Annotated in this window: 25 protein-coding genes and 1 tRNA gene; 16 read left to right on the forward strand and 10 right to left on the reverse strand. The window is 73.5% G+C overall.

The genetic code is table 11. The annotated features are described in order from the left end of the window. Positions 1 to 11 precede the first annotated feature (11 nt). From H291_RS0101600 to H291_RS0101610, 3 genes are read left to right on the forward strand one after another with little or no spacing between them, the layout of a single operon-like run. Positions 12 to 1,130: a PP2C family serine/threonine-protein phosphatase gene (locus H291_RS0101600; RefSeq protein WP_020013228.1), complete on the forward strand. Its 1,119-nt coding sequence runs from the start codon at positions 12 to 14 to the stop codon at positions 1,128 to 1,130. 25 nt (positions 1,131 to 1,155) lie between these two features. Beyond that, the gene (locus H291_RS0101605; protein WP_020013229.1) at positions 1,156 to 2,472 is read left to right on the forward strand and encodes a VWA domain-containing protein; all 1,317 of its coding nucleotides are present in this window, start codon (positions 1,156 to 1,158) and stop codon (positions 2,470 to 2,472) included. After that, entirely contained in the window at positions 2,469 to 3,383 is a 915-nt protein-coding gene (locus H291_RS0101610; protein WP_020013230.1) for an FHA domain-containing protein, read from the forward strand. The genes H291_RS0101605 and H291_RS0101610 overlap by 4 nt, the downstream gene beginning before the upstream one ends. A 16-nt stretch (positions 3,384 to 3,399) precedes the next feature. Here the strand turns inward: H291_RS0101610 and H291_RS28225 are convergent, their stop codons facing one another. Together H291_RS28225 and H291_RS34040 are read right to left on the reverse strand one after the other, a co-directional pair. Continuing rightward, entirely contained in the window at positions 3,400 to 4,740 is a 1,341-nt protein-coding gene (locus H291_RS28225; protein ID WP_020013231.1) for an MFS transporter, read from the reverse strand. Next, a complete protein-coding gene (locus H291_RS34040; RefSeq protein ID WP_020013232.1) occupies positions 4,737 to 5,366 on the reverse strand; it encodes an ArsR/SmtB family transcription factor in 630 nt (209 codons plus the stop codon). The genes H291_RS28225 and H291_RS34040 overlap by 4 nt, the downstream gene beginning before the upstream one ends. 207 nt (positions 5,367 to 5,573) lie before the next feature. On the opposite strand from H291_RS34040, the gene H291_RS34045 reads away from it, so the two are divergent. The 4 genes from H291_RS34045 (at position 5,574) to H291_RS0101640 (ending at position 7,117) form a co-directional block, all read left to right on the forward strand. Further along, positions 5,574 to 5,753: a hypothetical protein gene (locus tag H291_RS34045; RefSeq protein WP_020013233.1), complete on the forward strand. Its 180-nt coding sequence runs from the start codon at positions 5,574 to 5,576 to the stop codon at positions 5,751 to 5,753. Positions 5,754 to 6,030: 277 nt separating this feature from the next. Next, positions 6,031 to 6,180, forward strand: a complete 150-nt coding sequence (locus H291_RS33600) for a hypothetical protein (protein ID WP_020013234.1) — start codon at positions 6,031 to 6,033, stop codon at positions 6,178 to 6,180. A 153-nt stretch (positions 6,181 to 6,333) separates the two neighbouring features. Then, complete coding sequence (gene orn / locus H291_RS0101635; protein ID WP_020013235.1) at positions 6,334 to 6,969, forward strand: oligoribonuclease; 636 nt, start codon at positions 6,334 to 6,336, stop codon at positions 6,967 to 6,969. 72 nt (positions 6,970 to 7,041) lie between these two features. Continuing rightward, a tRNA-His gene (locus H291_RS0101640) sits at positions 7,042 to 7,117 on the forward strand. Between the two features lie 72 nt (positions 7,118 to 7,189). Here the strand turns inward: H291_RS0101640 and H291_RS0101645 are convergent. Next, the gene (locus H291_RS0101645; protein WP_020013236.1) at positions 7,190 to 8,086 is read right to left on the reverse strand and encodes an ATP-grasp domain-containing protein; all 897 of its coding nucleotides are present in this window, start codon (positions 8,084 to 8,086) and stop codon (positions 7,190 to 7,192) included. Positions 8,087 to 8,135: 49 nt separating this feature from the next. Then, the gene (locus tag H291_RS0101650) at positions 8,136 to 9,212 is read right to left on the reverse strand and encodes an ABC transporter ATP-binding protein (protein WP_033325405.1); all 1,077 of its coding nucleotides are present in this window, start codon (positions 9,210 to 9,212) and stop codon (positions 8,136 to 8,138) included. A gap of 43 nt (positions 9,213 to 9,255) precedes the next feature. Between H291_RS0101650 and H291_RS0101655 the strand changes: the two genes are divergently transcribed. The 3 genes from H291_RS0101655 (at position 9,256) to H291_RS0101665 (ending at position 11,762) form a co-directional block, all read left to right on the forward strand. Continuing rightward, on the forward strand, positions 9,256 to 9,915 hold the full coding sequence (locus H291_RS0101655; RefSeq protein WP_020013238.1) for an ABC transporter permease: 660 nt from the start codon (positions 9,256 to 9,258) through the stop codon (positions 9,913 to 9,915). After that, positions 9,912 to 10,595, forward strand: coding sequence for an ABC transporter permease (locus tag H291_RS0101660; RefSeq protein WP_020013239.1), 684 nt, complete (start codon positions 9,912 to 9,914; stop codon positions 10,593 to 10,595). Before H291_RS0101655 ends, H291_RS0101660 begins: the two co-directional genes overlap by 4 nt. 135 nt (positions 10,596 to 10,730) lie before the next feature. Further along, positions 10,731 to 11,762: a glycine betaine ABC transporter substrate-binding protein gene (locus H291_RS0101665; RefSeq protein WP_020013240.1), complete on the forward strand. Its 1,032-nt coding sequence runs from the start codon at positions 10,731 to 10,733 to the stop codon at positions 11,760 to 11,762. A gap of 140 nt (positions 11,763 to 11,902) precedes the next feature. Here H291_RS0101665 and H291_RS0101670 read toward each other — a convergent pair whose 3' ends face one another. Continuing rightward, entirely contained in the window at positions 11,903 to 13,516 is a 1,614-nt protein-coding gene (locus H291_RS0101670; RefSeq protein WP_020013241.1) for a dihydrolipoyl dehydrogenase family protein, read from the reverse strand. Positions 13,517 to 13,678: 162 nt separating this feature from the next. Between H291_RS0101670 and H291_RS0101675 the strand changes: the two genes are divergently transcribed. Next, positions 13,679 to 14,308 (forward strand): DUF6585 family protein, encoded by a 630-nt coding sequence (locus tag H291_RS0101675; RefSeq protein ID WP_020013242.1) that lies wholly within the window; start codon positions 13,679 to 13,681, stop codon positions 14,306 to 14,308. Positions 14,309 to 14,321: 13 nt separating this feature from the next. Here the strand turns inward: H291_RS0101675 and H291_RS0101680 are convergent, their stop codons facing one another. The 3 genes from H291_RS0101680 to H291_RS0101690 form a co-directional block, all read right to left on the reverse strand. Next, on the reverse strand, positions 14,322 to 15,125 hold the full coding sequence (locus tag H291_RS0101680) for a TetR/AcrR family transcriptional regulator (RefSeq protein WP_020013243.1): 804 nt from the start codon (positions 15,123 to 15,125) through the stop codon (positions 14,322 to 14,324). Beyond that, positions 15,122 to 15,928, reverse strand: coding sequence for a TetR/AcrR family transcriptional regulator (locus H291_RS32135; protein ID WP_020013244.1), 807 nt, complete (start codon positions 15,926 to 15,928; stop codon positions 15,122 to 15,124). The genes H291_RS0101680 and H291_RS32135 overlap by 4 nt, the downstream gene beginning before the upstream one ends. 157 nt (positions 15,929 to 16,085) lie before the next feature. Further along, a complete protein-coding gene (locus tag H291_RS0101690) occupies positions 16,086 to 18,485 on the reverse strand; it encodes a Tex family protein (protein ID WP_269637037.1) in 2,400 nt (799 codons plus the stop codon). Between the two features lie 224 nt (positions 18,486 to 18,709). Here H291_RS0101690 and H291_RS0101695 point away from each other — a divergent pair, with 224 nt between their 5' ends. The 3 genes from H291_RS0101695 to H291_RS33605 all read left to right on the forward strand — a co-directional run bounded on the left by H291_RS0101695 (position 18,710) and on the right by H291_RS33605 (position 21,720). After that, on the forward strand, positions 18,710 to 20,056 hold the full coding sequence (locus H291_RS0101695; protein ID WP_020013246.1) for a serpin family protein: 1,347 nt from the start codon (positions 18,710 to 18,712) through the stop codon (positions 20,054 to 20,056). 117 nt (positions 20,057 to 20,173) lie between these two features. Continuing rightward, positions 20,174 to 21,571, forward strand: a complete 1,398-nt coding sequence (locus H291_RS0101700; RefSeq protein WP_020013247.1) for an OFA family MFS transporter — start codon at positions 20,174 to 20,176, stop codon at positions 21,569 to 21,571. Between the two features lie 2 nt (positions 21,572 to 21,573). Next, a complete protein-coding gene (locus H291_RS33605; protein ID WP_157236655.1) occupies positions 21,574 to 21,720 on the forward strand; it encodes an MFS transporter small subunit in 147 nt (48 codons plus the stop codon). Between the two features lie 25 nt (positions 21,721 to 21,745). Here the strand turns inward: H291_RS33605 and H291_RS0101710 are convergent, their stop codons facing one another. Next, positions 21,746 to 22,228 (reverse strand): MarR family winged helix-turn-helix transcriptional regulator, encoded by a 483-nt coding sequence (locus tag H291_RS0101710; protein WP_020013249.1) that lies wholly within the window; start codon positions 22,226 to 22,228, stop codon positions 21,746 to 21,748. Between the two features lie 50 nt (positions 22,229 to 22,278). On the opposite strand from H291_RS0101710, the gene H291_RS28240 reads away from it, so the two are divergent. After that, positions 22,279 to 23,166 (forward strand): alpha/beta hydrolase, encoded by an 888-nt coding sequence (locus tag H291_RS28240; RefSeq protein ID WP_020013250.1) that lies wholly within the window; start codon positions 22,279 to 22,281, stop codon positions 23,164 to 23,166. On the opposite strand, the gene fdhD is transcribed toward H291_RS28240, so the two are convergent. Continuing rightward, positions 23,139 to 24,041 carry a formate dehydrogenase accessory sulfurtransferase FdhD gene (fdhD, locus tag H291_RS0101720; RefSeq protein WP_026365284.1) on the reverse strand — a complete coding sequence of 301 codons (903 nt, stop codon included), beginning with the start codon at positions 24,039 to 24,041 and terminating at the stop codon, positions 23,139 to 23,141. The two genes, H291_RS28240 and fdhD, sit on opposite strands and share 28 nt — an antisense overlap. Positions 24,042 to 24,265: 224 nt before the next feature. On the opposite strand from fdhD, the gene H291_RS0101725 reads away from it, so the two are divergent. Further along, positions 24,266 to 26,590 carry an FdhF/YdeP family oxidoreductase gene (locus H291_RS0101725; protein WP_020013252.1) on the forward strand — a complete coding sequence of 775 codons (2,325 nt, stop codon included), beginning with the start codon at positions 24,266 to 24,268 and terminating at the stop codon, positions 26,588 to 26,590. Positions 26,591 to 26,649 lie beyond the last annotated feature (59 nt).

A 26,649-nucleotide genomic window follows, 5' to 3' on the forward strand; every position in this document is an offset into this window, starting at 1 on the left:
TCCACCCAGACATGAGTGCCGAAGACAGCGTCCTCGTCCGATGCCCCAGCTGCGGGGAGAACGCGGCGCCCCGCGCCAGGTTCTGCGAGAACTGCGGCACCGCGCTGGGCACCGGCGGGGCAGACCCGTCCCTGCCCTCCGAGGTGACGCTGGACGTCGCCCCCACGGTCCTGGACCTCGACCCCGCGACGGGCGAGGCCGGGGGCAACCGCCGGTGCGCGGCCTGCGGCGGCGTCATCGCCGACGACGGCTACTGCGCCGACTGCGGCACCCCCGGCCAGTCCGAGCGCGACCACTTCGAGGAGCGGCCGGCCACCTGGGTCGCCGGAGTCTGCGACCGCGGCATCCGGCACGCGCGCAACGAGGACGCGATGGCCCTGGCCGCGAACGGCGCCTTCGCGGCGCTGGTGGTGTGCGACGGCGTCTCCAGCGCACCGGACTCCGACGTCGCCTCGCTCGCCGCGAGCCGGGCCGCGCGGGACGTGCTCGTGGCCTACGGGCCCGAGGGGCCGAGCTCGGTCGAGGGCGCGACCAGCCGCCGCATCGCGGGCTGGACCGACGCCATGGTCGCCGCGTCGCGCGCCGCCGGGCAGGCCGTGCGCGGCGCCGCCGAGCAGCTCGCCGCGACCAAGGGGACCGACGTGGCGGACGACCCGCCGTCGTGCACGTTCGTGGCCGCCGTCGTCGACCACGACCTCATCGTCGCGGGCTGGCTCGGCGACTCCCGCGTGTACTGGCTGCCGGACGCCGGGCCCGCCGAGCAGCTCAGCGTCGACGACTCGTGGGCGCAGGAGATGATCGCCGCCGGCGTGCCGCGCGCCCAGGCCGAGACGTCGCCGCAGGCGCACGCCATCACCCGGTGGCTCGGGCCCGACGCCGCCGACACCGACGCGCGCTGCGCCGCGACCGTCCCGAACGGTCCCGGCTGGCTGCTGGTCTGCTCGGACGGCCTGTGGAACTACTGCTCCGACGCGCACGAGATGGGTGAGCTCGTGCGCAAGTTCGCCGGCTGCGGCGAACCCCACGCCGCCGCCGCGGCGCTCGTCCGCTGGGCGAACGCCCAGGGCGGGCGGGACAACATCACCGCCGCGCTCGCGCGGATCGCCCCGACTGTCACCGAGCAGCGCTAGCCTGCCGTAACCGAGAGGAGCCACCGTGGCCGAGTTCTCCGCCGAGGTCTTCCAGAACGAGTTCCTGTCCGACGGCGGCACCGACGTGCACGCCATCGTGTCCGTGACCTGCACCGGCGCGGGGGCCGCCGGGGCCGGGACCGCCGCGAGCGCCACCGCGGACGCGGGCGGCGCGGGCGCGGGCCAGGTCGCCGAGATCGTCGCCGTCGACACGTCCGGCTCGATGCAAGGCCGCAACATGGAGGCCGCCAAGCACGCGGCCGCCGTGGCCGTGGACCAGATCCCCGACGGCACGCTGTTCGCGATCATCGGCGGCTCGCACGTGGCCACGCGGATCTTCCCCTACCCGAACGCCCGCGTGCCGATGGTGGCGATGGAGCCCGGCGCGCGCGCCGAGGCCAAGCGCGCCATCTCGACCATGGCGGCCAGCGGCGGCACGGCGATCTCGACGTGGCTGCGGCTCGCCGACGACCTGTTCGCCACCGTCCCCGCGGCGCAGAAGCACCTGATCCTGCTCACGGACGGCAAGAACGAGTCCGAGCCGAAGATGCACCTGGACCAGATGATCACCCACGTCACGGGGCACTTCCAGTGCGACGCCCGCGGTGTGGGCGACCGCTGGGTGGTGGAGGAGCTGCGCAAGATCTCGACGGCGTTGCTCGGCACCGTGGACCTCATCGCGCGCCCCGAGGACATCGCGGAGGACTTCGCGGCCCTCGTGCGCAAGTCCATGGCTCGCGGCGTCGCCGACGTGGACCTGCGCGTCTGGGCGCCGCAGGGCTCGCAGGTCCTGTTCGTCAAGCAGGTGGCCCCCGAGGTGGACGACCTGACGAGCCGCCGCACCGAGGTGAACGCGCTGACCAGCGGGTTCCCCACGGGCGCGTGGGCCGACGAGACCCGCGACTACCACGTGGCGGTCCGCGTGGCGGCCAAGCCCGTGGGCTCGGAGCAGCTCGCCGCGCGCGTGCAGATCGCGGTGGGCGGCGAGGTCCAGGCGTCGGGCCTGGTCAAGGCCAAGTGGTCGGACGACTCGACCTTGACCGCGCGGATCAGCCCCGAGGTGGCGCACTACACGGGCCAGGCGGAGCTCGCCTCGGCCATCCAGGAGGGCCTGGCGGCCAAGGCCTCGGGCGACGAGGCGACGGCGACCGTGAAGCTCGGCCGCGCGGTGCAGCTCGCCGCCGAGACCGGCAACGACGAGGCCACCTCGCGCCTGCGCAAGATCGTGGAGGTGGAGAACGAGGAGGAGGGCACCGTGCGGCTCAAGCGGAACACCGCCAAGCTGGACGAGATGGCACTCGACACCGCGTCCACGAAGACCACCCGGGTGAGGCGCGCATGACCGTCGTCTGCCCCGAGGGACACACCAGCCAGGCCACGGACTACTGCGACGTCTGTGGCACGCCGATCCCGGCGAGCTCGGCGGCCGATCCCGGGCGGCCGGGGTCGGCGGCGTCCGCGGCCCCCGCGGCCGGGGGTGGTTCGAGCACGCCGGCCGAGGCGGCGTCCGGCCCCGTGACCTGCCCCAACTGCGGCGACGTGTCCCCCGGCGACTCGCTGTTCTGCGAGAACTGCGGGTACGACTTCACCACCGGCACACCGGCGGCACCGGCCCCGCCCGCGGCCCCGGCGTCCGGACTGGACCTCGGGGACCTGGGGGCGACGCAGCCCGGGACCGGGTCGGTCCCGGCCGACCCCGGGTCGGGGCAGGTGGCGGCGGGATCGGCACCGGCGTCGGCAGGTTCGGTTCCGGCGTCGGCCGGGCCGGCCGGGATGTCGGCGTCGGCCGGTGTGCCGGCGCCCGCGCCGTCGTCCGAGGGTGGGCTCGCCGCGCCGCCCGTCCCCGGCGACGACGTCTGGGTGGCCGAGATCTGGGTGGACCCCGACTGGTACGCGCACGAGCGGCCCGAGGACCCGATGCCGTCCGCGGGCCTGCCCGGCCTGGTGACGCTGCGGCAGCGCAGCCTGCTGGTGGGGCGGCCGTCCAGGTCGCGCGGCATCACGCCGGACATCGACTGCGGCAGCGACCCCGGGGTGTCCCGGCGGCACTGCCAGCTGACCACGGACGGTCAGCGCTGGTGGGTGGAGGACCTGGGCTCGTCGAACGGCACCTTCGTCTCGGCGGCGGGCGACCCGCTGCCGGACAACCCGCTGACCCAGGGCGTGCGCCGCGAGATCGAGGAGAACGACCGGGTCTTCGTCGGCGCGTGGACGCGCCTGGTGATCCGCAAGGCCCTCCCGGGCGAGGCCTGACCCCCGTCTCAGACGCTCAGGTCACCCGGGTGACCTGAGCGTCTGACACGCCCGGGTCGGGGGTGCGGCGCAGGCGCAGCGCGACCAGCCCGGCCGCGACCACCACGACGACGTTCGCCAGCACGAGCAGGCGGTAGTCGACGAACGCGAGCAGCCCCGCGCCGAGCGCCGTCACCACGGTGCCGGGCAGGTTGTTCACCAGGTGCCCGGCGGCGGCGACCCGGCCCTGCAGCCGCTCGGGCGTGCGGACCTGCCGTTCGGTGACCCACGCGATGACCGCGGCCGTCACGCCGAAGCCGAGCAGGGCCTGCGCGGCCACCGCCGGGATCACCCAGCTGAACATCAGCGGCACCAGGGCGATCCCGGCGGCGAGGATCCCCAGCGCGTAGACGCGCGGCCGCCCGTAGCGCGCCATCAGCCGCGGCGTCAGCGCCCCGGCGACGAACCCGGCCACCCCCTGCAGCACGGTGAGCGGACCGAGCCAGGCCGGGGGCAGCCCCAGCCCGTCGAGCACCGCGAAGACGACGGCGTTCACCAGGCCGACCGACGCGAAGACGATCACCGCGTTCCAGGTCATGCCGCCCAGCGGCTGTGTGCCGAACAGGTGCCGGAACCCGGCCGTGACCGCCGCGAGGTACGACTCGCCCGGGTCGTCCTCGTACCGGGACTCGACGACCCGCACCAGCAGGAACACGACGGCGGCCCCCGCGAACCCGCCGATCGCCACCGCGACGAGCGGCACCACGCCGACCAGCGCGTAGACCGCGGCGCCGAGGATCGGCAGCGCCACGCGGAACACCTGGTCGATCATGGAGAGGCGGCCGTTGGCGTGCCCCAGGGCCTCGTTCGGCAGGAGGTCCTTGAGGATGCCCGACTGGCAGGCGCCCGTCACGTACGCGACCGCCGAGTAGACCAGCGTGGACACGAAGATGACCCAGACCTGGTCCGGGCGCTGCACCCAGAACAGCGGCACCAGCCCGAGCGCGCCCACCACGTAGGCGACCACGAGCATGAGCCGGCGCGAGACCCGGTCCGCCAGGTGCCCCAGGAACGGCGAGGCGAGCGCGGGCAGGCCCAGCAGCGCGAACGTCACGCCGCCCAGCGCGGCGCTGCCGGTCAGGTCGGCGACCCAGACCGCCATGAGCAGGGTGAGCAGCGAGTCCGCCACGTTCGCGAGGGTCCAGCCCACCACAAGCGTGCGGAAGACGGGGGTCCGCAGGTGCCGCGCGGGGTCGGTCGGCTGGGGCTGCCCGACGGCGTCGGCCTGGGCCGGATCTGCCGGTCCCGGCCGCCCGACGACGGGCGGGTCGCCCTGGGCCGCGTCGTCGCCGGCCGCCGGGGGCTTGGTGGTGGTCATGCGTCCTCGCCCTCCGGGTCCGGGATCTCGGACCAGACCGCGCCGAACAGGTGGGCCCGGCGCGCGCCGGGCGGGCGCTTGCCGGGGTTCTCCGAGCGGCCACGGAACCGTTCGGTGAGCTCCTCGAGCCGCCGGGAGAGGTCGTCCAGCTCGTCGCGCGTCACCCAGAACTCCTGGTGCGTCTGGGTGGTGGCGTACAGCCAGGCCGGGTCGTCCCGTCCGGCGTCGGCGAGCCAGCGCTGCAAGGCCGCGAACTGCTCGGCCACGAACATGCTGCCGAACGCCTGGGCGGCGGGCCACGACTCCGGGTCCGCGAGGTCGGGCCGCACGCTGAACCCTCGGCTGACGGCCCGCCACGGCCGCTCCTTGCCGTGCGGCTCGGCGCGCTCGACGTGCCCGTACTTCTCGAGCTGGCGCAGGTGGAACGAGCAGCTCGCCACGGACTCCCCCGTGCGCTCGGCGCACTGGGTGGCGGTGAGCTCCACGCCCCCGCCGAACAGGGCGAGCAGGCGGATGCGCAGCGGGTGGGTCATGGCCTTGATGGCGTCGGCCTGCGAGATGACGGCGTCTTCGGGCTGCGTCGGCCGGGTGAACCCCTGGACCTCGGGCTGCTTCTGCTCGGGCATGCGGCGAGCGTAGAACGCTAAAGAGAACTTGCGCAAGGAATCTTTAGCGACTTCGCCCGAATAAAGCCGTGCGCCGCACCGCCGTCTCCTGGGAGGCTCAAGGCACACCGCGGTGACGTCCGTCCGGTCCCATGCCGGGCGGTGGACAGGGTCCGGCCAGACCCTCTGTCGGGAGACCGGCAATCCAGCGTCACGAAAGGCACTCACGTGCATACCGAGTACGACCTGGCGCAGACCCTTCACCGGGACCGCCTCCGGGACGCCGAGCAGAACCGGCGCTTCCGTCAGCTCCGCGAGGAGCAGAAGCGACGCAGGGCCGAGGCCCGCGCCGCACACCGGACCGACGACCGCGCACCGGCACCCGCCCTGCGCGTGCGGTCCGCATGACCCGTACGGCGCCCGCCGGAGCTCCTCCGGCGACCGGCGCTGCAGGCATCCACGAAGCAGAGCGTGTGTCCCGCACACGCTCTGCTTCGTTCTTTTGCGCCCGCTGACCTGCGCAAGGGTGCTGCAGATCACCACTGTCCGCCTTGCGCGGGATTTCCTGAATGAGGGAGGATGTAACACGACGGAAACACTGAGGAGCACCGCGCCGCGACCCGGCCCGGAGCACGCCCGCTGCGACCGTCACCCCCTCCCCACCCCTGGAAGGACCACCACGGACATGCACGCCCAGACCGCCTACTACATCGGCCGCGCCCAGGTCGCAGAGATCGCCCGCCGCGCGGAGGTCGCCGGCGCCCAGGAGCGCGCGCTGCGCGAGCGCCCCGAGCGTCGTACCGCCAAGCGCACGAAGCGGCTCCGCCTGATCTGACCCGCCGGCCACTGGCCTGACGCGCACATCCTGGCCCTTCCCCGGACGACCACCGTCGTTCCGCGGAAGGGCCTTCGTGCACCCACCGCCCGCGCGCGCCCCGTACCGCACCCGTGTACACCAGCGGCGCGCCGAACGGAATAGGCTGGGCCGGTGAGCCTTCCCAACCCCAACGAGCGCATCGTCTGGATCGACTGCGAGATGACCGGCCTCGACCTGCGCGCCGACGCGCTGATCGAGGTCGCCGCGATAGTCACCGACTCCGACCTCAACGTCCTGGGCACCGGTGTCGATGTCCTGGTCAAGCCGCCGGCCGAGGCGCTGGAGCAGATGAACGACTTCGTGCGCGCCATGCACACGACGTCCGGCCTGCTCGACGAGCTCGACCAGGGGCTGACCCTCGAGGAGGCGCAGGAGCAGATCCTCGCCTACATCCGCGAGTACGTGCCCGAGCCGGGCAAGGCTCCGCTGGCCGGCAACTCGGTCGGCACCGACAAGTCCTTCCTCGACCTGCACATGGCCGAGCTGGTGGACTACCTGCACTACCGGATCATCGACGTCTCCTCGATCAAGGAGCTCTCGCGGCGCTGGTACCCGCGGGTCTACTTCGCCTCCCCGAAGAAGGACGGCGGGCACCGCGCGCTGGCCGACATCCTGGAGTCGATCGACGAGCTGCGCTACTACCGCGAGGTGCTGTTCCCCGCGCAGCCAGGCCCCGACACGGCGACCGCACGGGCCGCCGCCGCGCACGTCGCCGAGACGTCCGTCACGAAGCAGCTCGCTCCGTAGGTATGAGTTCGGATCGTGGCCGCTGACCATGTATGCTTTTCGACGGTCGCCGGTCCAGGATCGACGAGCATGGTGGGCGTAGCTCAGCTGGTAGAGCATCGCGTTGTGGTCGCGAGGGCCGCGGGTTCAAGTCCCGTCGCTCACCCCATGCAGAAGAGGGCCCCTCACTCCGGTGAGGGGCCCTCTTCCGTCTCCGCGGCGGCCGGCGCCGCCCCCTGGATCAGGCCAGGAGCTTGACCACCGCGTCGGCCAGCTTGTCCTCGACGCCCGTGCCGTACTTCATCCACAGCGACGGCTCGGTCAGCTCGAGCTCGATGACCATGGGCACCCCGTCGTCGCCGGTGACGAGGTCCACCCGGGCGTACGTGAGGTCCGCGCCGGTCGCGGTGCGCGCCACGGCGAGCGCGCGCTCGGCCACCTCGATCTGCTCGGGCGTGGCCTCGTACGCCGAGTTCTCCTCCTCGGCGTACAGCTCGCCGGTGTCCTCGGCGGGGCCGGTGAGCAGCGCGTTCTTGCGGATGGCGTGGGTGTGCTCGCCGTCGACGAAGATCAGGCAGGTCTCGCCCGCGGTGTCCACGGAGGTGACGTAGGGCTGGATCATGACCCAGCGGCCGTCGTCGAGCAGGCGGGTGGCGTGCGCGATGGCCTTGCCGCGCGACTCCGCGGAGACGGGCTGGTAGCGGCCCGTGTTCTGGGCACCGGCGCTGACCACGGGCTTGACCACGAAGTCGCCGAACGCGGGCATGCGGGTGTGCACCGCGCGCTTGGACAGGTGCCGGGCGGGGTCGAGCCAGATGGTGGGGATCACGGGGATGCCCGCGGCCTCGAGCTCGCGCAGGTACCGCTTGTCGGTGTTCCACTCGATGACGTCGGCGCTGTTCGCGACCTTGGGCAGCGAGCGCGCCCACGCGAGGAACTCGTCGTGCCGCGGCGAGTAGTCCCAGGTGGAGCGGACCAGCACGAGGTCGTAGGCCTGCCAGTCGACGGCGGGGTCGTCCCACACGGCGGGTTCCGCGGTGATCCCGCGCGAGGCGAGCGCCGCGATCAGCGGCACGTCGTCCTTGTCGAGGTCGGGCAGCTGGGAGCAGGTCGCGAGGGCTACACGTGCGTTGGTCACGCACCGAGACTATCTGGCGAGTTGTCCGAGGTCCCGGCCTGCGCGCGGGTCAGGACGCGGCGTCGGTCACAGCGGCGTCGTCGGCGCCCGCGGGCGCCTCGGCCGCTTCCGCCTCCGGTGCGTCCCAGGGGGTCTCGGCAGCGGCGTCCGCCGCCCGGCGCAGGGCGCCGAGGATCCCGTCGGCGGTGAGCGAGCCGACGACGTCGCCCGTCTCCCCCACCACGGGCACCCGCCCCATGGCCGACGCCGGCAGCGCCGCCACGGCCTCGAACGCGTCGGTCAGACGCGCGCCGAGCCGCACGGGCGCGGGGGCGGGCTGGACGATCCGGTCGGCGCCGTCCAGGTCGGTCGTCTCCACCTGGGCGAGGGAGAGCATGCGGGAGGCCGCGCCGTCGCCGATGAAGTCGCGCACCCGCTCCGACGCCGGGTGGGCCAGCACCGCGAGCGGGCTCGCGACCTGCTCCAGCTTGCCGCCGCGGGACAGGACGGCGATGCGGTCGCCGAGGCGCGCGGCCTCGTCGATGTCGTGCGTCACGAGGATCACGGTGGTGCCCGTCTCCTGCTGGATCCGCTGGAACTCGGTCTGCAGGTGCCGGCGGAACTCCGGGTCCACGGCGCCGAACGGCTCGTCCATCAGCAGCACGGGCGGGTCGGTCGCCAGCGCGCGGGCCACGCCGATGCGCTGGCGCTCACCGCCGGACAGCTCGTGCGGGTACCGCTTCGCGTAGGTAGCGGCGGGCAGGCCCACCAGGTCCAGGAGCTCGGCCACGCGCGCCCGCGTGCGCCGCCGGTCCCAGCCGAGCAGGCCGGGGACGGTCGCGATGTTCGCCTCGACCGTCCGGTGCGGGAACAGCCCGACGTTCTGGATCACGTAGCCGATGCGGCGCCGCAGGGCCACGGGGTTGCTGTTGGTGACGTCCTCGCCGTCGAGCAGGATGCGGCCCGACGTCGGCTCCACCAGCCGGTTCACCATGCGCAGCGTGGTGGACTTGCCGCAGCCGGACGGGCCCACGAGGGCGAGCACCTCGTGCTCGCGCACGGAGAGGCTGAGTCCTTCGACGGCGACGGTGCCGCTCCCGAACGCCTTGCGGACGGTGTCGAGCTCGATCACGGTGCGAGAAGCCATGTGCTCGAACCTACCGGGTGAAGAGCACGATAGGTTTTACGGCATGCCCGGCAACCCGTGGTTCTCCTGGTCCTACGTGGTCGACAACGCGCCCCTGATCTGGCAGCGCACCGTCGAGCACGCCGGCCTGACGATCGAGGCGGTCGCGATCTCGGCGGCCATCGCCATCCCGCTGGGGGCGCTGGTCTCCCGGTCGCGGTGGCTGGCCGGGCCGGTGCTCGGCACGGCGGCCGTCATGTACACGGTGCCGTCGCTGGCCCTGTTCGCGATCCTGGCGCCGCTGCTCGGGATCGGCCGCACGCCGGTCCTGGTGGGCCTGGTGGTCTACGCGCTGCTGATCATCCTGCGCAACACCGTCGCGGGTCTGTCCACCGTGGACCCGGCCGTCACCGACGCCGCCCGCGGCCTGGGCTACGGGCCCGGCCGGCTGCTGGTGCAGGTGGCCATGCCGAGCGCGCTGCCGAGCATCATCGCCGGGCTGCGCCTGGCCACCGTGTCCACCGTCGCGCTGGTGACCGTGGGCATCGTCGTCGGGTACGGCGGGCTGGGGCAGCTCATGTTCCAGGGCTTCCGCAACAACTTCTACCGGGCCGAGATCATGACGGCGACGCTCGCGACCATCGCGCTCGCCCTCGTGCTCGACCTGGCCCTGTGGGCCGTCGGCAGACTCCTGACCCCCTGGCTGCGCGGGAGGGCGTCATGAGCGCCCCCACCGGCGTCCTCCAGGAGGCGATCGTCTGGCTGAACGACCCCCTGACCTGGACCGAGCCCGGTGGCATCCTCGAGCTCGCGGGCGAGCACCTGGTGATGACGGCGATCGCGGTGGCCGTCGCCGCCGCCGTCGCCATCCCGACCGGCGCCTGGCTGGGGCACAGCGGCCGGGGCGCGGGCACCGTCGTCTGGCTCACGAACGCGTCCCGCGCGCTGCCGACGCTCGGCATCATCCTGCTGCTCGCCGCGGGCGGGCTGTTCGGCAACACCGCCACCGTCATCGCCGCGGCGTTCTTCGCCGTGCCGGTGCTGCTGGTCAACACCTACGAGGGCGTACGCGGCGCCGACCCCGACGCCAAGGACGCCGCGCGCGGCATGGGCATGAGCGACGGGCGCATCCTGCTGCAGGTCGAGCTGCCGCTGGCCACGACGCTGGTCTCCGCGGGCCTGCGGGTGACGATCGTGCAGGTCGTCGCCACGATCCCGCTCGCCGCGCTGGCGGGCGGCGGCGGCCTGGGTCAGATCATCGCGCTGGGCATGGGCACGCAGCGCTACGGCGAGGTGCTGGCGGGCGGCATCGTGGTCGCGGGGCTGTGTCTCGCGATCGACGGCGTGCTCGCGATCGGGCAGCGCCTGACCACACCGGCGCCGCTGCGGGTCCGGGCGGGCTAGAACCCGCCGAGCGGCCTAATGTAACGACATCCTCACGAGCGGGTTTATCCCTTGCCATCGACCGCCTGCCGGGGTCGAATGGGACAGATCGAAGCCGTAGAACAGATGTACGTCACCCACGTTCGGAGACATTCGATGAAGTTCCCCCGTACGCACGTTTCCCTGCCCCGCGCGCTCGGCGCCGCGGCAGCCGTCGTCTCCCTCGCTTTCCTGACCGCCTGTGGCGAACCCGGTTCGGCCGGCGGCGGGGGTGGCAGCAGCGAGACCGGGGGCAGCAGCCTCGCGGCCTGCGAGGCGGTCCCCGGCGACGAGCTGGTGGTGCTCGAGGACGACAAGCAGCTCCAGACCGTCGACAACATCATCCCGGCGGTCAACGCCGCGGCGGTGGAGGGCGACGACAACCTGGTCCCGCTGCTCGACACCGTCTCCGCGGCGCTCGACACGGACACCCTCATCGGCCTGAACAAGGCCGTCGACGTCGACCGCCGCACCTCGAAGGAGGTCGCCGAGGAGTTCGTGGCCGACGCCGGGCTCGACAACCCCGAGCAGAGCGGCAGCGGCAAGGTCGTCGTCGGCGCCGCCGACTTCGCCGAGAGCGCCACGCTCGGCACCATCTACGCGACGGTGCTGAACGCCGCCGGGTACGACGCCGAGGTCACCACCATCGGCAACCGCGAGGCGTACCTCCCCGCGCTGGAGGACGGCAAGCAGGTCCAGGTGATCCCCGAGTACGTGGGCACGCTGACCGAGTTCATCAACAAGGACGTCAACGGCGCCGACGCCGAGCCCGTCGCGAGCAGCGACCTCGACGCGACGGTCGAGGGCCTCACGGGTCTCGGCGAGGAGGTCGGCCTCGTGTTCGGCACGCCCTCCCCCGCCCAGGACCAGAACGCCTTCGCCGTGACCAAGGCCTTCGCGGACGAGCACAGCCTCACCACGCTCAGCGAGCTCGCCGAGGCGTGCGGCGGCCTGGTGCTCGGCGGCCCGCCGGAGTGCACGGAGCGCCCGTTCTGCCAGCCGGGCCTGGAGGAGACCTACGGCCTGGAGTTCGCGGAGTTCCGCTCGCTCGACGCCGGCGGCCCGCTGACCAAGTCGGCGCTGCAGCAGGGCGAGGTCACTCTCGGCCTGGTCTTCAGCTCGGACGGCTCGCTGACGCCCACGAGCTGACGCGCCGCTGACCCGTCCGGCCTCGGGTGGCCTGACGACTGCGCAGTTCCCTTTCGAGGCCTAGGTTTCTTCGCTTTGACCGGTGTCAAAGCGAAGAAACCTAGGCCTCGAAGTGGTTTGCAGCCCGGATCATGGGCAGGTCACAGGCCGTACGACTCCAGGAAGCGGATCCAGACCTCGCTCACCGTCGGGTACGCCGGGACCGCGTGCCACAGCCGGTCCAGCGGCACCTCGCCGACGACGGCGATGGTCGCGGCGTGCAGCATCTCGCCGGCGTCGGGCCCCACGAAGGTGGCGCCCACGAGCACCCGCCGCTGCGTGTCGACCAGCACCTGGGCACGTCCCGTGTACCCGGGGCCGTCCACGCTCGCGCCCGCCATCCAGGACAGGTCGTACGACACCGCCTCGACGGGGATGCCGGCGGCGCGCGCCTCACGCTCCGTGGGTCCCACCCAGCTGACCTGCGGCCGCGTGAACACCACCTGCACGCGCGCCCCGTGGTCGGCGGTCGCGGCGTAGCGCGACCACGGCCGGCCCTCCTGCCCGACGGCGGGCCCCGGCTCACCGGTGGTCGGGGACCGGTCGCCCGCCTGCGTGCCGTACCGCGCCGCGACCACGTCGCCGACGATCCGGCCCTGGTACTTGCCCTGGTGCGTGGTGGCCGCGCGGCCGGTCACGTCGCCGCAGGCGTACAGCCAGCCGCCCGGCACGCCCACGACCTCGAGCGACTCGGTGACGGGGAGCGCCCCGTGGCGGCCCAGCCTCGACTCGTCGAGGCCCACGGCCTCAACGTTCAGGTCCGTCGTGCGCGGCACCCGCCCCGTCGCGACGAGGATCTCGGCGGCGGTGACCTTGTCGCCGTCGGACAGGCTGACCGTCACCGGGCCGGCGGGCTCGCTCTCGCTCCCGGTGCCGGGCCGGTCCACGGAGGCGACCTCCACGCCCGTCCGGACGTCGACGCCGGCCGCGCGCAGCGACTCCGCGACCATCTCGCCCGCGAACGGCTCGGCGTTGGACAGCAGGCCGCCCCGGGCCAGCAGCGTCACCCTGGCACCGAAGTCCGCGTACGCGTTCGCCATCTCGACGCCCACCACGCCGCCGCCGATCACCACGAGGGACTCGGGCACCGACTCGGCCCCCGTGGCCTCGCGGCTGGACCAGGGCGAGGCCGCCGCCAGGCCCGGGGTGTCGGGCAGCACGGGCACGCTGCCGGTCGCCGCGATCACCGCGTGCCGGGCACGCAGCAGCCGGGTCACCGGTGCCTCGCCCGTCTCGGCCTCCCCCAGCCCGCCGCCAATGTCACCGTCCTCGTCGCCGGCGCCGCCTGCCGAACCGGCGGGCGTCTCCCGCGGCACCGTGACCTCGACCAGCCGCTCGCCGGCCAGCCGGCCGTGCCCGCGCACCAGCGTCAGGCCGGCCCCCTCGACCCACGAGACCTGCCCGGAGTCGTCCCAGTTGTTCGTGATCTCGTTCCGGCGGGCCAGGACCGCGGCGACGTCGATGTCCCCCGGGTCGGCCAGGCCGGGCGTGTCCCGGGCCAGGGCACGCACCGTGCCGGCCCGCAGCAGCACCTTGGACGGCATGCAGGCCCAGTACGAGCACTCGCCGCCCACGAGCTCGGACTCGACAAGGGCCACGGACAGGCCGGTACGCGAGGCGCGGTCCGCCGCGTTCTCGCCCACCGGCCCGCCGCCGATCACGATCACGTCGTAGGTCTCGTCCGCCTCGCCAGGGGTCTCAGGTGCGTTGTTCATGTCGTCATCCTGGACCGAACCTCCGACACCGGTCCATCGGACGTGAGGTGGAGGGTGAAGCAAAGGCGTTATACCCCATCCCGAAAATAGGGCCTCTGGTACGAAACGCCCGGGTTCGCTAGCGTTCGGGCACACCCGGCCGAGTGCGAGGAGGCGCCCGTGATGTCCGAGGTCACCAGCTACGAGTCGGTCGACCAGGCGGCGCGCGAGCTGCGGCTCGGCGTGTGCCGCGCGGTGTTCACGGGGGCGGGCACGACCACCACGGCCGGCGAGGCCACGGGCGGCCGGGCGCTGCACGTCTTCGAGGAGGGGGTGGTGGTCCGCGGCGCGAAGGGCCGGGTCCTGCCCTATCGCTGGGAGCAGGCGCGGGTGGTCCGGGTCGGGGTCCGGCCCGCGGGCTCCGCGGACAGCCGGGGCAGGTGGTCGTACGGCCTGCTGAGCGCGACCACGCCGCCGGTCGTCATGGGCGAGTTCGAGCGCATCGACGTCTGGGGGCCCGCGCTCGAGGCGGCGATCACCCGCGCCACCACGCCCCGCGTTCTGGACGAGCTCGCCGAGGGACGGACGGTCCCGTTCGGGCCCGTTTCCGCGACGCCCGAGGGGCTGGCCGTCGACGGACGGCTGACCCCGTGGGCCGACGTCACGAACCTCCGGATCGACGACGGCTACCTGCAGTGGAGGCAGCGGGGCAGGCCGGTCCGGTCGTCGGTGCCGGCCGACGACGTGCCGAACCTCCTCGTGCTCGTCTGCGTGGCCGACCACCTCGCCGCGGCATCCCCGTCCCCGGAGTAGGTCCCCGGGTCGGTCAGGCCCGGCGGGCGGGCGCGTCCCGCACCAGCACGACGTCGGCCGAGGCCTTCTGGCCGAAGACGTCCAGGACGTCGACCACGAGGTCCTGCACCAGCGCGTCCAGGTGCGCCACGGCCGCCGGGTCGTCGACGTCGCCCACGTGGCCGTAGACGGTCAGCGTGAGCAGGCCCCAGAGCCGGGCCGAGCACAGGTTCATCGCGTGCAGCAGCCCGAGCGGGACGTCCGGCGGAAAGCCCGGGACCGCCAGCATGGCGTCGCGCGCGGCCCGCAGGTGCGGGAGCAGGGCCGGGGCGATCTCGTCGTCGGGCACCACCGGGCAGCCCGCCTGCCACCAGGCGAGGGCGATCGGCGTGAACGCGCCGCCCACGCGGTCGAGGGACATCAGCGGCGGGTGGCGGGGGTCGTCGGCGGTGTCGCCCTCCTGGCCGCGGATGCGCAGCCGGCCCGACATCAGCAGGTCGTACTCGTTGCGGTGCGTGAGGCACCAGCGGAACAGCTCGTGGATCACGCCGTGGCACTGCGCGGCCGGATCGTCCGCGGGCTGTCGCACCCGGGCCCGCTCCACGGAGGCCAGGAGCTCGTCGGTCACGTGCTGGTGCGTGGCGTGCAGCAGCCCGGGCCGGCCGTCGAAGTACCGGTACAGGCCGGGCGCGGCGATCCCGACGTCCTTGGCGACGGCCTGCATCGTGACGCCGTCCGCGCCGTGCTCCTCCAGCAGGCGGCGCACCGAGGCCAGCGCCTGGTTCAGCAGCTCGCGGCGCAGCCGGGCGCGACGGCCCGTCGGCTCGCGCGGGGTCATGACCCGCCTCGCTCTCCGGTGTCGGCGAACACCGGTTCCAGCAGGACGGCGGGGCTGGGCAACATGCCGAAGAGCGCGAGGTTGCGCTCGTTCAGGTCGTCGAGCAGCGCGGTGATGTAGTCGTGCCGCACCGGCCCGTCGGGTTCGAGCACGTGGTTGTAGACCGTCATGCACAGCAGGCCGAAGGTGCGCTGCCAGGCCACGCGGACGGCGGCGACCAGCCCGAGCGGCACGTCGCGGGGAGCGTCGGGGAACGCCGCGAGCAACGCGTCGCGGCGCGCGGTCAGCTCGGCCTCGAGCTCCGGGGACACCGGGTCGTCGAACCGGACCGCGCCGTCGGCCCACTGCGCGGCGACCGCCGGGAACGCGAGGGCGGCCACCTCGTAGAACGTGCCGCCGCCGGCCTCGCCCGCCACGGCGCCGTCCTCGCCGGCCAGGCGCAGGCCGGCGCCCAGGAGCAGGTCGAACTCGTTGGGGTGCGCCACGCACCAGGCGAACATCGCGTAGGTCAGCGCGTGCACCTCGGCGGCACGGTCACCGGCGGGCTGGCGGGCGACCGCCGCGCGGACGTGCCCGACCAGCTCGTCGAGCACGTGCCGGTAGGTGGCCCGCAGCAGGTCGGAACGGCTCGGGAAGTACCGGTAGAGCCCCGGCCCGGCGATGCCGATCTCCCGACTGACGGCCAGCATCGTCACGCTCTCGAGCCCGCCGTCCGCGAGCAGCCGGCGCGCCACGTCGATCGAGCTGCTCAGCAGTTCCTCGCGCCGACGTCGCCGGGTCGTGCTCTCTGCGCTGCGGGCCACGAGGCGTACGTGTTCTCCATCTGGGGGCTGACTGTGCGGCCCCAGTCTCGCACGCAAAGCACCCTGACAGCGCGAACGTAGGGTTGGTCGCCCCATCAGACGTCATGCGGCGACCAACCCTACGTTCGAGCACCTCGCGGGCAGCGCCCGCGGCGTGTCAGGCCAGGCCTGCGCGGCGGAGGGCGTCCGCCATGGCGGTGTCGGCCGGGGCCGGGCGGCCGCGGCCGCCCTGTCCGCCCTGTCCACGCTGCCCCTGGCCCTGGCCGCCCTGACCTCGGCCCTGGCCCCCGCGGCCACGGCCCTCGCCGCCGCCCGGGCGCCCGCCACGCTGACCGCCCTGACCGCCGCCGGAGCTGCCCGAGCTGCGGCCGCCGGGGGCCGCGCCGACCTCGTCGTCCAGCCGCAGGGTCAGGGAGACCCGCTTGCGCTGGAGGTCGATGTCCAGGACCTTCACCTTGACGATGTCGCCCGACTTCACGACCTCGCGCGGGTCGCTGACGAAGTTCTTCGACATGGCCGAGACGTGCACGAGCCCGTCCTGGTGCACGCCGATGTCCACGAACGCGCCGAACGCGGCCACGTTGGTCACCTGCCCCTCCAGCACCATGCCGGGCACCAGGTCGCCGAGGGTCTCGACGCCGTCGGCGAAGGAGGCCGTGGTGAACGCCGGACGCGGGTCGCGGCCCGGCTTCTCCAGCTCGGCGAAGATGTCGGTCACGGTCGGCAGACCGAACGTCTCGTCCACGAACTCGGTGGGCCGCAGCGTGCGCAGGGCACCGCCGTTGCCGATGAGCGCCTGCACGTCCGTGCCCGACGCCGTCACGATGCGCCGCGCCAGCGGGTACGCCTCGGGGTGCACCGAGGACGCGTCCAGCGGCTCGGCGCCGCCCGAGACCTTGAGAAAGCCCGCGCACTGCTCGAACGCCTTGGGGCCCAGGCGCGGCACGTCCTTCAGCGCGGCGCGCGACGCGTACGGGCCGTTGGCGTCCCGGTGGGCCACGATGTTCTCGGCGAGCGTCGAGGTGATGCCCGAGACGCGCGACAGCAGCGGCACCGACGCGGTGTTGAGGTCCACGCCGACGCCGTTGACGCAGTCCTCCACCACGGCGTCCAGCGACCGCGACAGCTTGGTCTCGGTGATGTCGTGCTGGTACTGGCCCACGCCGATCGACTTGGGGTCGATCTTCACGAGCTCGGCGAGCGGGTCCTGGAGGCGGCGCGCGATCGAGACGGCGCCCCGGATGGACACGTCCAGGTCGGGCAGCTCCGCGCTGGCGTAGGCGGACGCCGAGTACACGGACGCTCCCGCCTCGGACACGACGGCCTTGGTCAGGCCGAGCTCCGGCACCTTCTTCATCAGGTCGGCGGCCAGTCGCTCGGTCTCGCGCGACGCCGTGCCGTTGCCGATCGCGACCAGGTCCACGTCGTGCTTCTGGGCCAGCCGGGCCAGCACGGCCAGCGACTCGTCCCAGCGGTTGGCGGGCTGGTGCGGGTAGATGGTCGCGTGCTCCACGACCTTGCCCGTGGCGTCGACGACGGCGACCTTGACACCCGTGCGCAGGCCCGGGTCGAGGCCCATCGTGGCCCGCGTGCCGGCGGGCGCCGCGAGGAGCAGGTCGCGCAGGTTGGCGGCGAAGACGCGCACGGCCTCGTCCTCGGCCTCGGAGCGCAGCCGCAGGCGCACGTCGATACCGAGGTGCACCAGGATCTTGGTGCGCCAGGCCCAGCGGACCGTGTCGTTCAGCCAGCGGTCGGCCGGGCGGCCCTGGTTGGTGATGCCGAACTGGTGCGCGATCGTGCCCTCGTAGGACGTCGGCACGCCGGCCTCGATGCCCTCCTCGGGCTCGATCGTCAGGTCCAGCACGTCCTCCTTCTCGCCCCGGAACAGGGCGAGCACGCGGTGCGAGGGCAGGGACGACAGGGCCTCGGCGAACTCGAAGTAGTCCGAGAACTTGGCGCCCTTGTCCTGCGCGCCGTCGCGGACGCCGGACAGCATGCGCCCGCGCTTCCACAGCCGCTCGCGCAGGGTGCCGATCAGGTCGGCGTCCTCACCCATGCGCTCGACGAGGATCGCCCGGGCGCCGTCGAGCGCCGCGGCGGCGTCGGCCACGCCCTTGTCGGAGTCGACGTACGGGCCGGCGGCCTCGGTCGGGTCGAGCGACGGGTCGCCGAGCAGCGCCTCGGCGAGCGGCTCCAGGCCGGCCTCGCGCGCGATCTGCGCCTTGGTGCGCCGCTTGGGCTTGTACGGGAGGTAGATGTCCTCCAGACGCGACTTGGTCTCCGCCGCCAGGATCTGGGCTCGCAGCTCGTCCGTGAGCTTGCCCTGCTCCTGCACCGACGCCAGGATCGCCGCGCGCCGCTCCTCGAGCTCGCGCAGGTACCGCAGCCGCTCCTCGAGGGTGCGCAGCTGCGCGTCGTCGAGGGTGCCCGTCACCTCCTTGCGGTAGCGGGCGATGAACGGCACGGTCGCGCCGCCGTCGAGCAGGTCGACGGCCGCGGTCACCTGCCCCTCCCGAACGCCCAGCTCCTCAGCGATGCGCTGGTTGATACTTGCCAACGTCCTGTACCTCACTTCAGGGGTCGAAACCCAGCCGGATGGTCGGGACAGATTGTGCCCGGCGCCACTGACATCTGTCGCATCCGCCCACGCGTGTCAGACACACAGGTCACCCGGGTGACCTGTGTGTCTGACACGGACGTGGGTGCAAGGCCGGGGCCCGCCGCCACACATCCAGATCAGGACCCGCCTGCGAGCGCGGGCCCCCGACCCCGGAGGAAACCGTGCAGCGTCGCCCCAGGACCGCCCGCCCCGAACAGCGCCCCGCGCCTGCCCGACGCCACGGCGTCACGGCCACAGCGGCAGCCGCCGCCCTCGCCCTGACCACGTGCGGCGTCCTGACCGCCTGCGCCCCCTCCACCGACGAGGCCGCCACCGAGGGCCTGGAGCGATCCGACGCCGCCCGCGCCGTCGTGGCCGTCGCCGACGCGCCCGCCACGACGGACGCCGTCGCCGCGACCGAGGAGCTGGGCCTGCTCGCCCTGCGCGCGACGGCGGAACCGAAGGAGAACGCCCTCGTCTCCCCCGCGTCCCTGTCGTTCGCCCTGGCGCTGCTGGCCGAGGGGGCGCGCGGCGAGACCGCCACGACCTTGGACGCGGCGCTCGGCGCCTCCGGCGAGGACCGCACGTCCGCCTACAACGCCCTGCAGGGCGAGCTGGCGAAGCACGACGGCGACCCCTCCGTCGCGCAGGACGACGAGCTCCCCGAGCGCCCCGTGCTGCACCTGGCGAACCAGGCCGTGCTCGACGACCAGCTCGCCGTCGAGCCGGACTACCTCGACGCGCTCGCGTCCGCGTTCGACGCCGGCGTGCAGCGCACCGACCTGGGCAGCGGCGAGGGCAAGAAGGTGCTCGACTCCTGGGTGAACCACCACACCGGCGGCCTGATCGAGGAGTCGGCGATCCAGCCCGACCCGTCGCTGCGCCTGGTGCTGCAGAACGCGATCCTGCTCGCGGCGCGCTGGCAGAGCCCGTTCGAGGAGGCGTCGACCGGCGACCAGGACTTCACCGGACCGGGCGGCACCGCCCCGACCGAGATGCTGCGCGGCGCGCACCCGTGGGCCTACGCCGAGAGCGACGGCTGGGCCGCCGTCCGCCTCCCGTACGCGGAGGCGTTCCACGCGGACGTGCTCCTGCCGCCGGACGGCACCGACCCGGCCGACGTCGACCCCGGGACGCTGACCGCTCTCACCACCGCGCTCGACGACGCCGCGCCCCAGGTCGTCGAGCTCGCCATGCCGACGCTGGAGCTCGAGCCGCCCACCCTGGACCTGGCGCCGGCGCTGGACCAGGCGGGCCTCGCCGGCCTGTACGACTCCCCCGACCTGTCGGGCATCAGCACCGCCGAGCAGCTCCGGGTGAGCCAGGTGCTGCAGCAGGCCTACCTGAACCTGGACGAGGAGGGCACCGTCGCGGCCGCCGTCACCGAGATCGCCGCCGAGGCGACCAGCGCCATGCCCGAGGAGCCCGCCGTCCGCATGACGGTGGACCGGCCCTATCTGCTGCGGATCGCCCACACGGAGACGCACCTACCCCTGTTCCTGGCCGCGGTGCGCAGCCCGCAGCACTGAGCCGGCCGGCGGCGGCGCGGACCATTGACCCGGGCATCCGACGCCAGTAGCGTGCGCACGCAAACGGGAGAAACCGCACCTCGTGCGGGGTGATCCCCTGAGCACGAGGAGGTGCGCATGGCGCTGTCGTTCCTCGACCGCGAGCACACGGTGGCAAAGCCCGGCTACAGCAGGTGGCTGATCCCGCCGGCCGCGCTGGCCATCCATCTGTGCATCGGCCAGGCGTACGCCACCAGCGTCTACAAGAGCGCGCTGGTCGCCCACTTCGAGTCGAGCCTCACCGCGATCGGCGTCATCTTCTCGATCGCCATCGTCATGCTCGGTCTCTCGGCCGCGGTGCTGGGCACGTGGGTGGAACGGGCCGGGCCCCGCGCCGCGATGTTCGCCTCGGCCTGCTTCTGGGCCTCCGGGTTCCTCGTCGGGGCGCTCGGCATCGCGACGTCGCAGCTGTGGCTGGTCTACGTCGGGTACGGCTTCATCGGCGGCATCGGGCTCGGCATCGGCTACATCTCGCCGGTGTCCACCCTGATCAAGTGGTTCCCCGACCGGCCGGGCCTGGCCACGGGCATGGCCATCATGGGGTTCGGCGGCGGCGCGCTCATCGCCTCGCCGCTGTCCCGCCAGCTCATGGCCGGCTACGACAGCGGCTACGACCCCACCGACCCCACCTCCGTGGCGTCGGGCAGCGCCGTCACCTCGCTCTTCGTGACCCTGGGCATCGCGTACTTCCTGGTGATGATGCTGGGCGTGTTCACGGTGAAGGTCCCGCCGCCCGGCTGGAAGCCCGCCGGGTTCGACGCCGCCGCGGTCGCCGCCAAGCCGATGGTCTCGACCGCGAACGTCTCCGCGGCGAACGCGATCAGGACCCCGCAGTTCTGGTTCCTGTGGACCGTGCTGTTCTGCAACGTGACGGCGGGCATCGGCATCCTGGAGCAGGCGGCGCCCATGATCCAGGACTTCTTCCGCGAGGACGGCATGTCCTCGGTCGCGCCGGCGACGGCGGCCGGGTTCGTGGCCTTCCTGTCCCTGTTCAACATGGCGGGGCGCTTCGTGTGGTCCTCGACGTCGGACTACATCGGCCGCAAGCCGACCTACGTCATGTACCTGGGCGTCGGCATGATCATGTACGTGCTGCTGGCGACGGTCGGCCACACGTCCACGGTGATCTTCGTGCTGGTCGCGGCCGTGATCCTGTCGTTCTACGGCGGCGGCTTCGCCACCGTGCCCGCCTACCTGCGCGACCTGTTCGGCACGTTCCAGGTGGGCGCGATCCACGGCCGCCTGCTCACCGCGTGGTCGGCCGCGGGCATCGCCGGGCCGCTGATCATCAACGGCTTCCTGGACGCCCAGGGCACACCGGGCGAGCTGGTGGCGGCCGACTACCGGCCCGCGCTGTTCACCATGGTGGCCGTGCTCGCGGTCGGCTTCGTGGCCAACGCCCTGGTCCGCCCGGTCGCGGCGCGGTTCCACGAGCGGCCGGGCCAGACCGACGAGTTCGCCGAGGGAAAGGTGTGACCATGGCCGAGCAGACACCCGAACCGGCCCCGCAGTCGACGTCGAACCAGGTACCCCGGCTGGTCCTCACCTGGGCCGTGGTGACCGTGCCGCTGGCCTACGGCCTGTTCCAGACGGTCCGGAGCGTCATCCCGCTGTTCACGGGCTGAGCCCGGCCGCCCGACGGCGACCCGCTCACCTCGCGCTCCCGGTCTCCAGACCGGCCCGCACGGCGGTGAGGACACGCGCGAGACGGGCGAGGTCGCCGTCGGGCACGCCCGTGCCCCGCAGCACCTCGGCCGTCTCGCGGTCGAGCGTCGGCGACATCTCGTCCAGCACCTGCCGCCCGGCGGACGTGAGCTCGAGGAACGACGAGCGCCCGTCCTCGGGGTTGGCCTGCCGGCGCACCAGACCGTCCTGCACCTGCCGGTCGACACCCTTGCTCGCGGCACCCACCGTGATCCCGAGCCGCCGGACCACGTCGGAGACCCGGCACCGCGGGACCGCGTCGACCGCGCGCAGCAGGTCGAACCGCCCGAGCCCGTGCGCGTGCGCGGCCCGCAACCGCGCGTCGAGCAGGGTGTAGAGGCGGACCTCGACGCGGACGAGGTCGTCGAGCAGCCCCGCGGCGTCGAACCCGTCGCCGCCGCCCCCGTTCCCCCGGGGAATAGATTCCATGGAATCTTGTTTGGCTTCCATGGAATCTATCTTCGCGCACCGAGGGGACCATGGACCAGAACGCGCTCACCGAGCTCCGCACCTTCTACACCTCGTTCGGCCGGCTGCCGCTGCCGGACGGCACCCACGTGACCGAGACGACGCGGGGCGGCGTCCCGACGCTGGACATCACCGTGCCGCAGGCCGGCGACGACGCCCCCGTGCTGCTCTACCTGCACGGTGGCGGCTACGTGATCGGCGACGCCGGCACGGGCGTCCCGCTGGCGGCGGCACTCGCAGCCCGTGCGGGCCTGCGCGCGGTCGCACCCGACTATCGCCTCGCCCCCGAGCACCCGTTCCCGGCGGCCGTCGACGACGGCCTGGCTGCGTACCGGGCGCTGCTGGAGCGCACCGACGCGAGCCGCGTCGTGGTCGCGGGCGACTCCGCGGGCGGTGGCCTCGCCCTCGCCACGGTCCTGACCGCTCGCGACGCGGGGCTCCCGCTGCCGGCCGCCGTCGTCACCTTCTCCGGCTGGTTCGACCTGACGCTGTCCGGCGCGAGCCTCACCGGCAAGGAGAGCGTCGACCCGATCTTCGACGCCGCGAACATCCGCGAGTACGCCGCCACGTACCTGCCCGACGGCGCCGACCCGCGCGACCCGCTCGCGAGCCCCCTGCTCGCCGACCTGCGCGGCCTGCCGCCGCTCCTGCTCCAGGTCGGCACGCACGAGGTGCTGCTCGACGACACCACCGGCCTGGCCGCGCGCGCCGCGTCGGCGGACGTCGACGTGACCCTGGAGGTCTACGCCGGCAGCGCGCACGTGTTCCAGCACCACCACGCGACGGACCCGGTGGCGGCGCACGCCATGGACTCCGCGGCGGCATTCCTGGCGCGGCACGCCGGGCACGTCCTGCCCGGACGCGACACGGCTCAGGACAGCCGGTCCGCCCGCGTGTAGACGTTCATCGAGCCGCCGCGGACGAACCCCAGCAGGGTCAGGCCGCACTCCTCGGCCAGGTCCACGGCGAGGGTCGACGGCGCCGAGATCGCGGACAGCACCGGGATCCCGGCCCGCGCGGCCTTCTGCACCAGCTCGAACGACGCCCGCCCGCTGACCTGGAGCACCGTCCCGGCAGCGGGCAGGGCGCCGTCGCGCAGCGCGGCTCCCACCACCTTGTCGACGGCGTTGTGCCGGCCCACGTCCTCGCGGACGTACAGCGGCTCGCCGTCGGCGGTGAACAGACCCGCGGCGTGCAGGCCGCCGGTACGGTCGAAGGCGCGCTGCCGCTCCCGGAGCAGGTCGGGCAGGGCGGCGATCACGTCGGTGCGGACCGTGACGGCGTCGCGCGCGACCGGCCAGCGCAGCGCGGCCCGCACCTCCACCACGGTGTCCGACCCGCACACCCCGCACGCGCTGGTCGTCGCGAACGCGCGCTGCCGCGGGGGCTCGACGCCGGGCGCGAGCGCCACCTCGACCGTGTTGTCCTCGTCGGGGCACAGCCGCATCCCCGCGATGTCCTCGCGCGCCGTGACGGCGCCCTCGGAGACCAGCCATCCGGCGACCAGGTCGAAGTCGTCGCCGGGGGTGCGCATCGTGACGGTGAGCGTGCTTCCGGTGGGCGGTGCGCCCGGCAGGACGCCGTCCGGCAGCATCCCGCCGACCGGGACGACGCTCGCCGGGACCGCGCCGAGCGGCCGCGCCCGGCCGACCAGCGCGCCGGGTCCGACGAGCCGGACCATGAGCGGTTCCTCGACGGCGAGCGTGTCGGGGCGCGCCGCGCGAGCGCCCTCCCGGACGCGCACCACGCGCCTTCGGTCGGTGACGACTCCCATCCCGCCAGTCTCGCACCGCTTCCGCCCGCTGCGGCCACCGATATGTCCACCAGTACGCACGGCCGCCCCGAGGTTTTGTTCAAGCCACGACGTTGCGACGTTTCAAGCCGGTCCCTGCGGGCAGTGGTTCGTGGTCTGAACAGAACCTCAGGAGCGAACGGTGACTCCTGACCGATATGTCCACAGCCTCCACAGGAGGTTGACTCCGGCGTAGGGTCAGGAGGGTGACCGACGTGAGCGACGAAGCCCGTACCGACGCCCCCGAGCAGACCCTCCGCGTCGGACCGCCCAAGACGGCCGCCGCGGGCGTGCCCGGGGTGGTCCACGGCCTGGCGCACGTGTTCGAGGAGGCCGGCGTGGGGCGCGGCCTGCGCACGCTGCCCCTGATCAACCAGCAGCGGGGCTTCGACTGCCCGGGCTGCGCCTGGCCCGAGCCGGGCAAGCCGCACCTCGCGGAGTTCTGCGAGAACGGCGCCAAGGCGGTGGCCGAGGAGGCGACCCGCAAGCGCGCGGACGCGGCGTTCTTCGCCGAGCACGCGATCTCGGAGCTGGCCACCTGGACCGACCACCGGCTGGGCAAGTCGGGCCGGATCACGGAGCCGATGCTGCGCGAGGAGGGCGCCGACCACTACCGGCCGGTCTCCTGGGACGAGGCCCTCGACCTGGTCGCCGGCGAGCTGCGCGGGCTGGACTCCCCGGACGAGGCGGCGTTCTACACGTCGGGCCGCACCAGCAACGAGGCCGCCTTCCTCTACCAGCTCCTGGCGCGCAAGCTCGGCACCAACAACCTGCCGGACTGCTCGAACATGTGCCACGAGTCGTCCGGCACGGCCCTGGTCGAGACGCTGGGCATCGGCAAGGGCAGCGTCTCCCTGGAGGACATCACCGACCACGCGGACCTGATCGTCGTCGTCGGGCAGAACCCCGGGACCAATCACCCGCGCATGCTCACCGCGCTGGAGGAGGCCAAGGACCGCGGGGCGCGGATCGTGGCGATCAACCCCCTGCCCGAGGCCGGGCTGCAGACCTTCAAGAACCCGCAGCGGGTGCGCGGCGTCGTGGGGCAGGGCACCAAGCTCGCCGACCGGTTCCTCCAGGTGCGCCTCGCGGGCGACCTGGCCCTGTTCCAGGCGGTGAACCGCCTGCTGGTCGAGGCCGACGACGACGCGCGCACCGCCGGGCACGCCCCCGTGCTGGACCACGAGTTCATCGCGCAGCACACCAGCGGGTTCCCGGAGGCGGCGGCCGCCTGGCGCGCCGTCGACCAGGCCGACGTCGAGCGGGCCACCGGCCTGGACTGGGCCGAGATCGAGGCGTTCGTCGACGACGTGAAGGCAGCGGACCGCATCATCGTCTGCTGGGCGATGGGCCTGACCCAGCACAAGCAGGCCGTGGCGACCATCCGCGAGGTGGTGAGCTTCCTGCTGCTGCGCGGCAACGTGGGCCGACCGGGCGCGGGCGCCTGCCCGGTGCGCGGGCACAGCAACGTGCAGGGCGACCGCACCATGGGCATCTGGGAGCGGCCCACCGAGCCGTTCCTGGACGCGCTGGCCACGGAGTTCGGCTTCGAGCCGCCGCGCGCCCACGGGTACGACGTCGTCGACACGGTCCGGGCGCTGCGCGACGGACGACTCAAGGTCTTCATGGCGGTCGGCGGCAACTTCGCCGCGGCCACCCCGGACAGCGCGGTCACGGAGGCCGCCCTGCGCGAGGTGCCGCTCACGGTGCACGTCTCGACCAAGCTGAACCGCTCGCACGTGCTGCCCGGCAGGCGGTCGCTGGTGCTGCCCTGCTTCGGCCGCACGGAGCGCGACATGACGGGCGGGCGCGAGCAGGTCGTCACCGTCGAGGACTCGATGAGCGTGGTGCACACCTCGCGCGGCCGGCTGGCCCCGGTCTCCGACGCCCTGCGCAGCGAGACCGCCATCCTGTGCGACCTGGCCCGCCGCGCGCTGGGCCCGGAGGATCCGACGCCGTGGGAGGCGTTCGCCGGCGACTACGCCCGCATCCGTGACTCGATCTCGCGCGTGGTGCCGGGCTTCGAGGACTTCGACCGGCGGGTCGCCGAGCCGGGCGGGTTCGTGCTGCCGCACCCGCCGCGCGACGCGCGCCTGTTCCCGACGACGACGGGCAAGGCCAACTTCACGGTCAACGACCTGGAGATCATCGACGTGCCGCCGGGCCGGCTGCTGCTGCAGACCGTGCGCTCGCACGACCAGTTCAACACCACGGTCTACGGCCTGGACGACCGGTACCGCGGCGTCAAGAACGGGCGGCGCGTCGTGTTCGTCCACCCGGACGACCTGGCGGACGGCGGGATCGCCGAAGGCGACACCGTGAACCTGATCAGCGAGTGGCCCGGGGCCGACGGCGAGGTCGGCGAGCGCCGCGCCGAGGGCTTCCGCGCCGTCTCGTTCCCGACGGCGCGCGGCTGCGCGGCGGCGTACTTCCCCGAGACGAACGTGCTGGTGCCCCTGGACCACACGGCGGACCAGAGCAACACCCCGGCGTCGAAGTCGGTGGTGATCCGCCTGGAGCCGGCCCGCTGACGCCCGGACGACGGCGGCCGTGGTCACCTCTCGCGAGAGGTGACCACGGCCGTCCTCGG

Origin of the sequence: Promicromonospora sukumoe 327MFSha3.1, assembly GCF_000385135.1 — a bacterium.
Lineage (GTDB): Bacteria > Actinomycetota > Actinomycetes > Actinomycetales > Cellulomonadaceae > Promicromonospora > Promicromonospora sukumoe_B.